Genomic DNA, 14,825 nt, shown 5'->3' on the forward strand with positions numbered 1-14,825 from the left:
CCAATAGGTTGTTGCTGATTGTCGTTCAGGGGTGTCGAGATGATATCAACACAGGCATAGTTATCGGAAGGCAACATAAGGATAGCGCTATGTTTGGATGAAGTATAAACAGCTAGTGACGCTTTTTTTTGATCAATAGTAGTGGTGGTCTGGGTATTATATGTCGGGTAGAGTTCCACATCATGTGGTTGATAGCGATCCATAAACTGTTGAAAAGGCATGCCTTTACATTCCTCTTCTGAAGCTAATTCAAAGAGCTCCAGCGCAGCAGGGTTGAGGCATTGAATGTTACCTTCAATGTTATGAATAATAACACCATCTGGAATTGTTGTGAATAGCGTGTCAAGTTGAATCGTAGTAGCATTAATATATGGCATCTTCCTATCCCCATTGCGCTCGAAATATTCGTATTTTAGCTCGACTATACATATTTACATCATACTGTGTAGTATACAATATTTTACGCTCGATAAATGCCTTACCTATGCTTCAGTTTTTGTGATCTTTTATAGACAAGCTCTGCTGAAGATAGCCTCTGCTGGCGATATAGAATGAAGAGGCAACAATCTGTTACCAGCAAGTATTAGGATACGTGTGGAAGGTATGTAAGGTTTCTTATCAGGCTCACATGCCACAACGGCATTAACATCAAAGGAAGAGACCTCATATGGATTTCAGGCATACAGTCGTGCTACCAGGTACAAAAGATCAGGCGCAGACCGGTCAAGGCACGCTCTTCTTTATTGGCAATGCAACTGTACTATTGCGCTATGCGGGCTTCACCATTCTGACCGACCCTAATTTTTTGCATCGCGGCGAACATGTGCATCTGGGATATGGTATGAAGGCTACTCGTTTGCAGAATCCTGCCATCAGCCTGGCCGAATTGCCACCACTGGATATGGTGATCCTCTCACATATGCATGAAGACCATTTTGATCGTGGTGTGGCGCGCGATCTGGCCAAAGGGGTCTCGATTACTACTACTCCCCAGGCCGCGGAAGCCTTGAGAAAGCAACACTTCTATCGCATCTATCCGCTATCCACCTGGCAGACTTTGACGTTGGAGAAAGGGGCTCAGCATCTACATATTACCGCGATGCCCGGAAAGCATGGGCCAGGACCACTCTATCGCCTCCTACCGCCGGTGATGGGCAGCATGCTCGAATTTGAGTCCCCGGGCCAGAAAACCTTACGCGTCTATATTACCGGCGATACCTTGATGTACAAAAAATTGCATGAGATCCCCAGGCGTTATCGCGAGATAGATATGGCTATACTGCACCTGGGAGGGACCAGGCTGCTCAAAGTTATGTTGACGATGGATGCTAAGCAAGGTGTCAGGATGATTGAGCTGATCAACCCACGTACCGCTATTCCCGTTCATTACAATGACTACTCGGTCTTTACTTCATCACTCACAGAATTTCAGGACAAGGTTGAAGAGGCCGGGCTGGCTGATCGTGTGCATTATCTGAAGCGTGGAGATACTTATACCTTTGAGGTGGCGGTGGCTGAACGCCAGGGAACGTAGGATCGCCAGGTGATTCCTCTTCCTACCAGCGACCCTCGATCTGAATCTGATCCTGATAGAGCTTTTTGCGTTCCTCAAGCCAGCTATCCAGATCATAGCGCTCTTTGAGCAGCCGTTCAGCGAATCGCTCACGCCGCCGGAAGATGCGCAACACCTGCTTCACATCCGTCTCAGTAAAGTTATGCATCTTGACTAGCGCCACATAAGCATCAGGCTGGAAGGCACGAAATTGCTCAAGCACCCGTTGCTCAAGCAAAAACTCCTCAATGCCACACTGTCCCTGCTTGATTCTGGACTCGATGCCTGAATTAATAAAGACGTTATCAATCAAATCATCCAGGGCTTTCTGCCTGAGAAACTGATCATTCTGTCGCTGGCACTCCTGCAGTTCTTTCTTTTCCTTCTTATAGTAGGACCTGTCTTTACTATTCCAGGGTGAATTTTTGATTTTGCTATCCAGTATGCTCAGTCGGTAGCCAATGTAGAGGCGCTTAAAGGCATGGATCTTATTTAGCTGATCTAGCATAATAGATTTGGATTGGACCGTACCAATGGTCGTGCGGGCGTTGGTCTCTTGTACGGATTGTTCCAGCGCTTTAAGGATCTCAGCGTTAGGCTGGGCCGCCAGTTTAGTGAGCATCTGTGAATTACGATGTTTCAGCAATGGTCGCGTTGTCTTCGCTTTAGGCTGTGGTACTTCCGGTAGATTGGCGATGGCATGCTCGATTTCTGGCGTATACCTGATGCGATCTTTATACGGAGACTGCAGAATCTCCTGGTGAGCCTGGAACAGCGCTCCCTGATCCATCAATTTATAGGCACTGACAATATCGCCCGCCAGCAAAGCAATATCCCTCTCCTGCTGATTGACATGCGTACCAGGATAGGCCACCTCTTTAAGTACTTGCTGATAGGTCTGGGTAATGCTCTCAACGTCTTCAGTCTGGACCGCCTTTTTGAAAGCGGCCAGCACCTTAGCGGTACTTTTTTCACGCTGCTGCTGGATGTAGGTCTGCCAGACATCTTTAAAATCGAGCGGCCACAGTTCGCTATGCGTGTTGAGCAGATCATATTCGTCGGTACTCAGATTTCCGCATAGCGCCTGCAAAAAAGTCGTCAGGAAGGCTTCGTTTTTAGGATAGAGCGTTTCCTGTGCCTGTTCGAGCGCGATTTTGAGATAAGGGACCAGCCGCCTCACTTCCTGTTGTTGCTGATGATAGGATGCCATATGGGCGGCCATACCCAGGAGCAAGGTCGTACCGGTCTCCGTTTCAGCCTCTGTTTCCAGCGCCGCGCCGGTCAGGACCGGACCCAGGTTGTCGAGCACCCGCGTGAGGTCCATTTCGCTGCTTAAATGACGGACCAGGATGGGCCAGAGGACCTCGGCCAGGGCATCGCGTGCCGCCGGCTGCAACTGCAGCATCTGGCCGAGCTGGGGCCTGGCCAGGCGCACCCAATGCTTGCTATCAGTTGGCTGGGCCAGCAGCTTCGCGATATACAACCAGCCATTGACATAGATAGATAGTTCAGCGCTCAGCCCGGACTCTGTAGACTGGCTGCGTTGTTGGAGTTGCCGCAGCAAACTCAAGATAGCTGGTTCAGCCAGTCTGCCAGCATCCAGGGTGGTTAAATAGTTATAGAGCAAAGGCGTAAAGGCTGCGGGCCAATCTGGCAACTGCAGCAATTCCTGGCAATCCTGTTCCAGAAATTCCGCCGTTTCCTCAGGGGTAAGCTGCGCCAGTTGTAGCAATTCCTGCGCCACCTCAGGCAGCTGACGCGCAGCGAGCAAGAGGTCGATCAAGACCTGGCTTTTATGTAGATAGCCGATCTCTACCAGATGTTGAAAGAAAGTCAGGGCAAGCGGGGCCGTCTCAGCGTTGGCAATGTTGTGCTGTAAGACGTGCCGAAAGGCCTGCCAGGATTGATCGGATAGCAAGAGATTTTTTAGCTGGGGCATCTCCAGCGTTACCGACGTCAATAGTACGCTATTGACAGCCATGTGATGCCAGCTGGCTGGAATGCGCTCATCGGCCAGCAAGCGCCCAATCGTGCCCCATGAAACGTTCAACCAGGGATAGAGTGCTGGATGCGCATGCAGCGCCTCAACCTCGGCCCAGGTCTCCAGCAACGTACGATGAATTTCCCACGGATAAACCTCATCCACGCTGGCCTGAATCGTCTGTGTCAGATAATTAAGCAGGCCACCATCACTATCATTAGTGATCCACACCGCTTCCTGATGATGCGCAGGAAGCGCATTGAGCAGCACCCGCAGCAGAATGAAGAGGTTATTGCGGGCATCTCGCCGGGGCTCCTCCTCGGTCTGCTCCAGCATCAGATCGATCAGATCATAGGTCAGCGGCAAAATCGACTCAAAGATAAAGTCCGCTATATTCTGTGCCACCTCGCTTTGAGGATGTGTTTCGGCGCACTGACGAATAACGATCGAGGTTTCCGCGCCCTGATGCTGCCACCATTGCTCATAAATGGGCGTGAAAACGTAGGGCCAGAGGTTACCCCAGAGATCCAACCAGGTTTTACAGGCACCTACCTCCGTGTTGCTCAAAGAGATCAAGGTGGAGAACATCTCGTTCCAGATCGACCAGATGGGCCAGTTGGGTGAGGACTGCATTTCTTTGAGCGGATCTTCCTGCTCAATCAGCAGTGCAATGTTGTGAATAATCAAGTCGCCCAGCTGATAGAGCTTATCTGCCACATTGGAATTTTGTTGGCCCAGCAGGTTAAGCTCTTCCGCTCCATGCTTGCCATAGGCGTTCCACCACTCCCAATAGATGGGATGATAAGGATGGGTCACAATATGCTGGAACAGATAAATCCAGACAGCTGGATCTTGACGTGGAGCGGCGATCTTGATCAGCTTTTCTTGCCAGTTATCGATGGACCAGCGATCCTCGTTCTGGATGGCCTCTAGAATCTTGTCCACGACGTTTTTGCCAAAGGGGGTCAAGGGAGTGCCCAGATTTTCATTGCCGGGCAGCTTGAGTCCCTGGTGGATCGCCAGAAATATGCTCTCGCCTTTGATCTGCCACCAGCGTTGAAAGACTGGCACATTGAGGTCGTCAGCCGTCATATTCTGCACCAGCACAAGCCAGATATGAGGAGATTGGTGCAGCGGAGCCGTAAGCTCAAGCATATCCATCCAGAAATACATATAATCGATATTATTGGAGCTAAGCGCTTCATTGACCTGTTCCGCGACCAGTGTTCCGAGCTCCGTCATCGTTGCATGCAGTGTGTCGATCACATGTTGAATATTGGATGGTAAGGGATAGTGGGCATATTTATCCAGGCAAGCAAAAAAGGTCACCAGATCCTGGCGGCACGTATTTTCCCACCAGCTCCGGTTACGCGCAATCCATTGCACAATTGAGCGCTGCACATTAGGACGCCTGAGCCGCTCCAGATCGGCCAACAGCGTCTTCTCTTCATCAACGATATTATCTAGTCGCTGCCTGATGATATCGATGAGCTCCTGCACATCGTTTTGCGACAATGTCTCCTGGTAGGAGATGTACACGCGCATAAAATGCGTCAGATCCTGACACTGCTCCTGTTCGGCCTGCTTCAGTATTTCGGTGAGTTCGAGATAATTGTGATTATTCTCATCCAGCAAACAATCTACGGCGAAGAGGACAAAGCGCGCCAGTACCCCATCGGGCATTAATGGCGTGCTGCGACCGCTATAGCAATTGAGGGCGAAGCCATTGACGCCTTGATCCTGATAATACATCGCTGGTAGATCGCTGGTGGAGGAGCCGAGCCAACACGTACCAGTAATTGCTGGATGGGTCTGGGCCTCCTCTTTACGTCCATAGAAAGGGGTGGCGCGCTCCATCTCTAAGCGTTCATAGGTGCTGAATGTGAGCTCACGCATAATATCCAGTGTACGCGGCAGGCTATGCGTCAGGCCCCAGAGCAAGTATGCTACCTGCTCTGGCTGGGCAGCGATATAGATACGCTGTCCGGGCTGGCGCATCAAAAAGGCGCGCAGTATAAACTCTAGCTGCTCGCGCTTAAGCTTTTTCAGATCTTCTCGTGCCAGGTTCCCGCTACGCAGCTTCTCGCTCTCTGTCGTTGTCGTACCAGGTTCCTGCAAGGAAGGGAACGTCACCCGGGGCAATTCTTTCTGCGTCGTTTGCAGTTCGTCTCGTACCTTCCAATAGCTTGAGCCCCAGGTCGTGATCGCCTCGCGGGCCGTAAACGCGATCGGGCCAGCGGGCGAAGGGACCTCAGGCAAATCAGTGATCAGATGGCTAAAAAAATTGCCGGCCGCACCCACCTCATCAGGCGGACAATAGCATTTATGTAACAGGGCATCCTCTTGCTTTACTTTGATAAAGGCCAGCGAAATAGGGAGGTGTTGAGGAGGCATATCGCCTGAATCTTTAGTATTCGGGGGAAGCACATAGCGAGCATGGGCGAGCAATGACTGTATACGCTCATCCTCTAGCGCGGCCGAGTTGTTCCCCTCCAGGAAACCTGGTGATGCCGCGCGGATTTGGAAACCCGCGCCTCCAAAGCCCCTGGTCGACCAGGTATACCAGAGTTGTTCACTCTCCGTCTTCATGGTACTACCGCCTTTGCCTCACTTATCTTGTTATTAACTTCTTCGTCTCATCATCAGCTTATATGTAATTGGAGTAAAACTCTGTTAATGCTCAATTTGCAGAATCTATGGAAGAGAATCTTGATAGCGATGCGGCTTATTGTTATTTAGATAAATATATAACGATTTTCAATGGCCCTGGATTCTAGTGAATTAAATAAGAACTATGGCCTTCGAGAAGCTTGAAATATGGACCAAGTATAATATAGATAGAAATATATTACAAGACAACCTGTAAAGAAATAGCGCTCTTCCGTATATTTTAACTGACTGAATGGGTCAGAAGAATAAGTCCTGCGAAACCATGAAACACCTTGAAACACATCGTCCATTATCATTCTTGCTGGTGGTTATTACCCACAAGTCCCATGTTTGTGGCGCGCATCTCCACCACAGAAGAGGTACCAGAACAGCACTTTCATGGCTTTTAGTAGAACTTTCAAAAAATGCTCTAAAAAGTGTTGACAGATCACACAGCCCATGCTATTATAAACCACGTCGAAACGAACCGCTTGTATGTGCAGGCGAACCGGTGATTGTAGCGAAGAGGGCACACCCGTTCCCATCCCGAACACGGAAGTTAAGCTCTTCAGCTCCAATGATACTGCGTGGGCAACTGCGTGGGAAAATAGGACATCGCCGTTTCACCTGCCCACACGGGCGAATCGATTGCGGGAGTGGCTCAGTGGTAGAGCACTTCCTTGCCAAGGAAGATGTCGCGGGTTCGAATCCCGTCTCCCGCTCCAACAGGCACCATCTTTAAAGATGGTGCTTTTTTTGTATACGTGTGGTGAAAGCGCCGGACACGCCTGGCGCTTTCACCACACGTATACAAAAGATTATTTGCCCTTTCAATAGGTGGGATAATACTAGATGGTATGATATTTGCATATAGAATGCTTGATCAGGAGGGGCAGGGTTGTTGAGTTGCATTATTTGGATGAGTTGGCTGAACGGGCCACTGGAGCAGTGTTATTATAGTGAATTTTTTGCAAATCCATAAAAAAAGGCAAATTTAGTCCCAAACCCTCTTGCATTGCTTGGACAGATGCACTATAATAGGCAACGTCAAACGTTGATGAGCGTGTAACTCAGTGGTAGAGTATCCGACTTTTAATCGGGTTGCCGTGGGTTCGATCCCCACCACGCTCACCTTTATACTACACTGGCTTTCCAATCTGGTCTCTGTATACAGGCTGGTTGGTGATTGTGTCTCGGGGCACAAGCAAAGTCCACGTGTAGTTTTTTTTGTTTGTCAACGTGTCGATTTTGTAAAACGTAATACATACAGATCTTGGGTGTACCAGATATTCCACTGGGTATAGTCTACTACTACCCTTGTTTTGATGACCTGTATCGTGTTACACTTACTCGCAGTACTCAAGAAGATATGCTGTTGCATAACATAAGCTTTGGATAACGTAAAGTGTAAAGTAGCAGCATTTAACAGGAGGCAGTGCCACCGGGCAATTGCGCGGATTGTGGTGCTGATTGGATGTGACAAAACGCATACTTGTTGTTGACGACAGAAATGAATTACTTCACCTGATGCGTCGTGTGCTAGAAGATGAGCAGTATCAGGTTTCAATCTTACAAGAAGGTAAGGATGCTTTTGCGACTGTAAAAAGCATGATACCCGATTTGCTGATTCTCGATCTAAAACTGGGTGATATGTCCGGGCAAGAGGTATTAAAGCAGATAAAAAGTGATCCTACCGCTGCCGATATTCCTGTAATTGTCTATACTGCCGCGGTCCTTGAGGCTGAGGAAGTGTCCAGGTCGATCGAGAGTCAACCTGAGTTTTACAACGATGTCCATTTGTTACGTAAACCCTTTGAGCTCACAGTTCTGCTGGACAAAGTCGAGGAATTGCTGGAAAATCCTGGACACGTATAATACCATCTATAAACGTGTGAGGGACGGAACATAGCAGGGTATCTGTATACTGAATGTAAAACGAACGGAAAGGAATCGAGTATGAAATTTGTGTTAGGATTGATCTTCGGATTTGGTTTAGGCGTGGCGGCTGGTTTGTTGCTGGCTCCCCAGTCAGGTGAAGCAACGCGTGCCCAGTTAAGTGAACAGGGTATCCAGTTGAGCTCAGGCGCGTTTAATGACCAGATTCGCGCTCGTGCCCAGGAAGCCCTGATTCAGGGTCGCGAATTGTATTCGCGCACCAAGACAGAATTGAATGATCGCTATACTCGTGCCAAGAGCGGTAGCGAGTTTTAGTATTTTCATTTAGATCATTATTTGCTCTGATACTAAAAAGGTCTGTTACTCTCTTCGGAGTAGCAGGCTTTTTTTATTATTGCGATGATCCCGATGTCGTACCCAGTTTCTCCTTCCAACTTTTTTCAGATCACGCCTTGATCCGCCTGCGCGACCACAAATCGCGTACCTGGCTCAAAGAGTGGGAAGTGCCTTTACCATAATGGTGGGAACGTTTTTGTGTTGTGCGAACTGGGCGCTCCTAACCTCTTTCCTCATTTAATGCCTTGACAAAGCGGTTAATGGTCGGGTACTGTTTGAGCATGATCGATCACATGATCGATCATGTTCGTTGTTTATAAGGCGTACCAGAATAACTAAATCTCCCCGGCCTGTATCTGGGGAGAGACGGAAGGAGTCTTATGAAGCTCAGTTTTCTCACTGCAGATATAAACGACCTGGAAAAAGCGGCGAATCTCGGTTTTGATGGTATTGAACTCAATGTACGGGCCTTCGGAAATCCAGCCAATGGTGCTCTTGACAAAGAGGCAATTGCGCATGCGCGCCAACTGGCCAATAAATATCATGTAGGCATTCATTCACTGGCTTTTTATGATGTATCTGGCAAGCAGTACAACGAGAACCCTAAACTGGTGACCCCGGCTTACGAGCGTGTCTTTGATGCATTGGAAGCTCTGAACCTGGATGTGGTGGCGAGCATGGGGGGATTTGACGCCAGCAAAGATTGGGATGGCAATATTCAACTATTTGCGGATCGCTTTGGGCCCGTGGCTGAGATTGCGGAGAAGCGTGGCGTCAAGATAGCCTTTGAAAACTGGATGTCGGTCCATGGGCGCCTGCCGTTCAGACCGGTGAATATTGGTGGTTCGCCCGATACCTGGGATGCCATGTTTAAGGCCGTTCCTTCGCGAGCGCTGGGCCTGGAGTTTGATCCTTCCCATCTCTACTGGCAGGGTATCGACCATATCCGTGCGTTGCGCGAGTTTAAAGATCGCATCTACCACGTACATGCCAAGGATACCGAGATGCTACCCGAGCGCCGCTATCGAGGCGGCGTCAATGGCGATTACTTCCGCTTCCGCATTCCCGGCTATGGTGAAATCAACTGGCCGCAGTTTATTTCTACGCTGGATGAAATTGGTTATACCGGGGATATTGCTATCGAGCACGAAGATCCCGTCTACTGGAATGACAAATTCGATGAAGGATTGGACCGTGGTTGGCAGGTGCTCCATCCATTGATCCACCCTCAGGAGCGTTCCTGGCAGAACGTTACTATTACTAAATAAGTTTTTCTCCGTGCTCCAGCCCGTTTGTGTCAGAGAGTCTCTGAAAACCATGCGGTTTGTGCCTGCGGCCCCTGACACTACGCGCCTGCGGCGCTCAATGTTTAATATGTGGTGCAAAAAGTGTGCAGAGCACACTTTTTGCACCACATATTAAAAAGAGTGGCGTCAGCGCCCCAGGCTGGGGTGCTATACTATATGAGGATGTTTGATAAATACCGCCTGATAATCTCGTCTCATATTGCGTGTGAACCGTATTATAATTGTCAGATTGACATGCGTAGTTATTATGTATTGTTTTTTTGTTAATTTATTAAGGGGGCGAAAGCATTATGAGTCTGGTACTTGGTGCAGCACTTAACCCTGGCGGTCTTATTGCCTGGATTGTGATCGGTCTGGTTGCTGGCTGGTTAGCTGGCGTAATTATGCCTGGCAAAGGATACGGCATCATTGGTGACCTCATCCTTGGTCTGGTCGGCGCTTTCGTCGGTGGCTTAATTGTAAATCTGGTTGCGCCTAATGCGAGTTTTGGTTTTGTGGGCAGCCTTGTTGTGGCTCTGATTGGAGCCTGTATCCTGGTCGCGATCTTGCACGCTGTGTCAGGACGAAGAGCAGTATAAGCAATTATACTAGCGGCCTGGTATATAAAAGTGTGATAAAAAGTAGAAACTTTTTATCACACTTTTTTTGTTTTTTAATTGTATTAGCTGGCGTATACTCGAAAGCAATAGGTGCCAGAGCCAATTTTAAAGAGCATGCGCTCTTCTTCCTCCTGAACAAATGCCACGCCGTCGGCATCTGCAACAGGGACCGTTCCCTCGAAGATCTGAGCGTTATTGGTGGCTGGCAAGGCAATGGTAGCTGTGGTATTGGCAGGAATCGTCACCGTGAAGGTCAGTGTGCTTCCATCTTTTTGCCAGGCACTGGCGATCTTGCCGTGGATTGACATAAACTCGGCCTTGACGTAAGAGAGGTCATCACCGGGATAGGGGCGCAATTGGATATGTTGATAGCCGGGCTGCTCTGGGTCGGTATTGATGCCGGCCACATACTGGAAGAGCCACTGTCCTACCGAGCCCAGCGAATAATGGTTGAACGAGTTCATGGCTGGATTCTGAAAGCCCTTATCCGTGGTCCAGCCATCCCAGCGCTCCCAGATCGTCGTGGCGCCATGTTTAATCGAGTAGCCCCAGGAAGGGAAGGTCTCGTTGTTGAGAAGTTGGAAGGCAACCTCACTATAGCCGGAATTGGTCAGGACCGGGCAAAGATAGCCAACCCCCACAAATCCGGTTGAGAGATGCCCATTCTTTTTCTCTATTTCTTTCACCAGATGCCTGGCGGCCAATGGACGCAAATGTTCTGGCAGCAACTGCATCTGCAGCGCAACCACATAGCAGGTCTGGGTGCCCCCGCTGATATAGCCCTCCTCATCGACATAGGCTCGTGTAAAAGCCTCACCGATGGCCGTAAAGAGGCGCTGATATTTCTCGGCATCGGCATCGCGTCCCAGTGCTCTGGCAATGCGTGACATCAATAGAGCATCATAGCCGAAGTAGGCGGTACCCAGAAGCTCCTTTGGAGTATCGGCTTCAATGGAGAGCCAATCACCATAATCGTTGTTGCGCTTATTTTTCCACAGCAGTTCTGGATTGGCTGCGTGTAAATAGTCCAGCCAGCGGACCATCGCCTCGTAGTGCTCTTCTAGAATACGAGTATCCCCGTACATCTGATAGATGGTCCATGGCACGATGATGCCCGCGTCGCCCCAGGCGGGGGCGCCATTGGTCTTCAAAGCCACGCGTGGGGCCACATCGGGAAATCCTCCATCTGGTGCCTGGGCATCGACCACGTCGCGCATCCATTTGGTGAAGAAGGCCGCCACATCCATGTTGTAGCAGGCGGTATGCACAAAAATCTGGGCATCGCCCATCCAGCCCAGGCGCTCATCACGCTGCGGACAATCGGTGGGCACACTGATAAAATTGCCTCGTTGTCCCCAGACGATGTTTTTCTGTAATTGATTAACCATGAGATTTGAACATTCAAAGCTGCCGGTGGGTGGGGTATCCGAGTGGGTGACCAGGCCGGTCAGGGCCTCTAGCGTCGGTTGTCCTGGGTAGCCACTGAGCTCAACGTAGCGAAAGCCATGGAAGGTAAAGTGAGGCTCAAAGACTTCTTGTCCCTGCCCTTTGAGAATATAGCTATCGGTCTGACGAGCGCTGCGCAGGTTCGTAGTATAGATGGAGCCATCTGGATTGAGCATTTCGGCGAAGCGCAGTTGTACGCGTGTGCCTGCGCTTCCCTCGACCTGCAGGCGTACCCAGCCAACCATATTTTGTCCCATATCATAAACAAAGATCCCTGGCGAGACCTCTGTAATGGTCTGCGGAGTCAAGGTCTGGGTTACCCGTATCGGTTGATCCGGTTCGGCCACGATCCGTATGCCGGGGTTGAGCTCCTCAACCAGGACCGGTTGCCAGCGATCAGTGGTGGCGCGGGTGGGTAGATCCCATCCGTCCAGTTCGTGGCGTGCATCATAGGTTTCCCCGGCCAGAAAGTCCGAGAATACAATGGGACCTAGAGCACCCTGCCAACTATCATCTGAGACAATCGTCTGGCTGCTACCGTCGTTATACTCAATGTGGAGCTGTAGCAAGAGGCGTGGATCAGTGCCATAGTGCTGATAGTTGTTGCCCTGTCCATCGATCCAGAAGCCGACATGTCCACAATACCAGCCTGTACCCAGAATGGCCGCAATGCTATTTTCCCCCTGTTGTAGCTGCGCCGTGACATCATAGGTTTGATATTGAATGCGTTGATGGTAATCGGTCCAGCCGGGCGCAAAGTAGGCATCCCCGACGCGTTGGCCATTGATATGGACCTCGTAAACTCCTTTAGCCGTCACATAGAGGCGAGCCTTCCGCACAGCCTGTGGCAGGTTCGTAGTGGTGCGCAGGTAAGGACTCGCCTGTAAGCCAGGCAGCTTTCCCATCGGCTCCACATCGATAGCATCGTAGGCTGGTTTGGACGCTTGCAAGCCAATCCACTTTCCCTGCCAATCAGCGCCGGTCAATAAGCCCATCTCCCAGCTGGCGCTGGGGCTGAAGTCCGATACCTCATCCTGTGCATCCCAGACACGTACCCGCCACCAGCACTGTTGACCCGAAGTAAGGGCGCTTCCCGCGTAGACAATATGACTACTCTGATTAGATAAAACCTTGCCGCTATCCCAGAGATCGCCTTGTTTCTCTTCCAGACCAGCTTCACTACTACTGACCAGGATCTGATAGGCCGTTTGTTTCAGCGAGCGCTGTGTGGGGGAGACAGCCTCTAGCTGCCAGTTCAGGCGTGGTTGTGGGGCATCGATGCCAGATGGATTGTCTAGATATTCACAACGCAGCCGGACTGGTATCATATTCGTCGTCATGACCCTGTTTTTCCTTCCATGCTAGAAATATCAAAATTCTATTATAATATCTTCCTTCGTTCTGTTTCGGAGTCTTTCAAATGGTTAACATATGGGCAGGATAATTGTCAAGCTTTTCCGGGCTTTTTTCGATAAGTGACCAATTAGATGTCATGCTCTTGCATCTCCAGTCATTCCAGCATAAGCTAAAGGAAGAAAAGAAAAGAATATGAGACTGTTAGCGTCTATGGCTGGGAATGGGTGGGTCAATAATTTACAGATAGAAAGAAAAAGGAATATATGTCGCAAAAGATAGCTTATCTGGATTGTCATTCTGGTGTTAGCGGGGATATGTTGTTGGGTGCTTTTCTGGACGCGGGTTTATCTCTGGAGAAGTTGCGCACCGAGCTGCAGGCGCTGCCAGTGGAAGGCTATGAGCTCAGGCTTTCGCCCTACACAGATCAAGGCATCACAGGATCTCGTTTTGAGGTTGTATTAACGGAACAGGATCAACCCACGCGCAGCTTTACCGATATCGCCGCACTGCTGGCCTCTTCTCAGCTTTCCCCCTGGGTACGTGATACCACCACAGCTATTTTTCGTCGCCTGGGAGAAGCTGAAGCAGCGGTGCATGGAGTAGCTCTCAATGAGATTCACTTTCACGAGGTAGGTGCTGTCGATGCTATCGTTGATATTGTTGGTAATACACTGGCGATAGAGGCGCTTGGTATTACGCAGCTCTATGCCTCGCCGCTACCACTGACGCGTGGACACCTGTGCATGGCGCATGGATTGATGCCCGTACCAGCACCTGCTACCCTGGAAATCCTTAGCGCGGTCAAGGCTCCATGGGTACCGACCCAGCTGGAAGGCGAGTTCGTCACGCCGACAGGAGCAGCCATCCTGGCCACCCTGGCGCGTTTTGAGATGCCCGCCATCGCCATCGAACGCGTCGGCTACGGCTTCGGCAAAAAACGTGTCATCTGGCCCAACTGTCTGCGCGCCTGCCTCGGCGAAGCCTACGGCAACTTCCATCAACATGGTCACGAGCACAGCCATACCCATCAACACACCCACTCCTGAAGCATAAATTTGATAAGCCGAGCTGCTGAGTTAAAACCCTTGACTTTTGGCTCGGCTTATGGTAATATTGTTTATGTTGTTGAACGGACACCTGTATGTGCAGGCGAACCGGTGATAATTGCGAAGAGGGTACACCCGTTCCCATCCCGAACACGGAAGTTAAGCTCTTTAGTCCCGATGATACTGCGTGGGCAACTGCGTGGGAAAATAGGAAGTCGCCGTTTCACCCGCCCACACGGGTGTTTTTTTGTTGCTGCGTGATGAGGCTTAAAGCGTCCGCAAGGGACGCACCTATAGCAGCTCAAAAGAGCACTAAAAAAGCGTCTGGCCGCTAACAGTAGTTAGCCACCAGACGCTTTTTCTATGAGCGTTTAGAAGGTGCTCGTACCCTGATTGGCGTATTTCTCTGCGTAGTCGCCGATATAGGGCAACTTGAAGTACTTGCCCTGGAATGCATTGACCAGGCAGATGATCCAGACCACAAAGAAGGCCAGACCTACCAGAGCACTGACACAGCCTAGAGCAACACCGGCACCACCAATATTCGCGGAAGCAACATTAAGTATCACGTTGATGACTGTCCAGGCACCTGTGAACAGGATAGACTGCATCGCATGGAAGCGTACCAGGCGATTCTTCTTCTCCATAATAAAGAAG

Annotated in this window: 10 protein-coding genes, 2 tRNA genes and 2 rRNA genes; 10 read left to right on the forward strand and 4 right to left on the reverse strand. The window is 50.1% G+C overall.

Annotated elements, in window-relative coordinates; all coding sequences use genetic code 11:
- Positions 1–377: PAS domain-containing protein (locus JMI88_RS38690; protein ID WP_201367434.1), on the reverse strand; the 377-nt coding region annotated here is incomplete at its 3' end.
- Between the two features lie 290 nt (positions 378–667).
- Here JMI88_RS38690 and JMI88_RS38695 point away from each other — a divergent pair.
- Positions 668–1,534: an MBL fold metallo-hydrolase gene (locus JMI88_RS38695; RefSeq protein WP_201367435.1), complete on the forward strand. Its 867-nt coding sequence runs from the start codon at positions 668–670 to the stop codon at positions 1,532–1,534.
- A 22-nt stretch (positions 1,535–1,556) separates the two neighbouring features.
- Here the strand turns inward: JMI88_RS38695 and JMI88_RS38700 are convergent, their stop codons facing one another.
- Positions 1,557–6,122 carry a GAP1-N2 domain-containing protein gene (locus tag JMI88_RS38700; RefSeq protein ID WP_201367436.1) on the reverse strand — a complete coding sequence of 1,522 codons (4,566 nt, stop codon included), beginning with the start codon at positions 6,120–6,122 and terminating at the stop codon, positions 1,557–1,559.
- A gap of 567 nt (positions 6,123–6,689) precedes the next feature.
- Here JMI88_RS38700 and rrf (JMI88_RS38705) point away from each other — a divergent pair.
- From rrf (JMI88_RS38705) to JMI88_RS38735, 7 genes are all read left to right on the forward strand, one after another.
- A 5S ribosomal RNA gene (gene rrf / locus JMI88_RS38705) occupies positions 6,690–6,806 on the forward strand.
- Positions 6,807–6,832: 26 nt separating this feature from the next.
- Positions 6,833–6,907: transfer RNA gene (locus tag JMI88_RS38710), tRNA-Gly, on the forward strand.
- Positions 6,908–7,241: 334 nt separating this feature from the next.
- A tRNA-Lys gene (locus tag JMI88_RS38715) sits at positions 7,242–7,313 on the forward strand.
- 345 nt (positions 7,314–7,658) lie between these two features.
- Positions 7,659–8,057 (forward strand): response regulator, encoded by a 399-nt coding sequence (locus tag JMI88_RS38720; RefSeq protein ID WP_201367437.1) that lies wholly within the window; start codon positions 7,659–7,661, stop codon positions 8,055–8,057.
- 81 nt (positions 8,058–8,138) lie between these two features.
- The gene (locus JMI88_RS38725; RefSeq protein WP_201367438.1) at positions 8,139–8,393 is read left to right on the forward strand and encodes a YtxH domain-containing protein; all 255 of its coding nucleotides are present in this window, start codon (positions 8,139–8,141) and stop codon (positions 8,391–8,393) included.
- A gap of 401 nt (positions 8,394–8,794) precedes the next feature.
- Positions 8,795–9,682, forward strand: coding sequence for a sugar phosphate isomerase/epimerase family protein (locus JMI88_RS38730; RefSeq protein WP_201367439.1), 888 nt, complete (start codon positions 8,795–8,797; stop codon positions 9,680–9,682).
- Positions 9,683–10,011: 329 nt separating this feature from the next.
- Positions 10,012–10,299 (forward strand): GlsB/YeaQ/YmgE family stress response membrane protein, encoded by a 288-nt coding sequence (locus JMI88_RS38735; protein WP_201367440.1) that lies wholly within the window; start codon positions 10,012–10,014, stop codon positions 10,297–10,299.
- 83 nt (positions 10,300–10,382) lie between these two features.
- Here the strand turns inward: JMI88_RS38735 and JMI88_RS38740 are convergent, their stop codons facing one another.
- On the reverse strand, positions 10,383–13,106 hold the full coding sequence (locus JMI88_RS38740) for a family 78 glycoside hydrolase catalytic domain (RefSeq protein WP_201367441.1): 2,724 nt from the start codon (positions 13,104–13,106) through the stop codon (positions 10,383–10,385).
- A 279-nt stretch (positions 13,107–13,385) separates the two neighbouring features.
- Here JMI88_RS38740 and larC point away from each other — a divergent pair, with 279 nt between their 5' ends.
- Both larC and rrf (JMI88_RS38750) read left to right on the forward strand, forming a co-directional pair.
- Entirely contained in the window at positions 13,386–14,168 is a 783-nt protein-coding gene (gene larC, locus JMI88_RS38745; protein WP_201367442.1) for a nickel pincer cofactor biosynthesis protein LarC, read from the forward strand.
- A gap of 107 nt (positions 14,169–14,275) precedes the next feature.
- A 5S ribosomal RNA gene (gene rrf, locus JMI88_RS38750) occupies positions 14,276–14,392 on the forward strand.
- A 147-nt stretch (positions 14,393–14,539) separates the two neighbouring features.
- On the opposite strand, the gene JMI88_RS38755 is transcribed toward rrf (JMI88_RS38750), so the two are convergent.
- On the reverse strand, positions 14,540–14,825 hold a 286-nt coding region (locus JMI88_RS38755), incomplete at its 5' end, for a DUF4870 domain-containing protein (RefSeq protein ID WP_201367443.1).

This window comes from Dictyobacter formicarum (assembly GCF_016587435.1).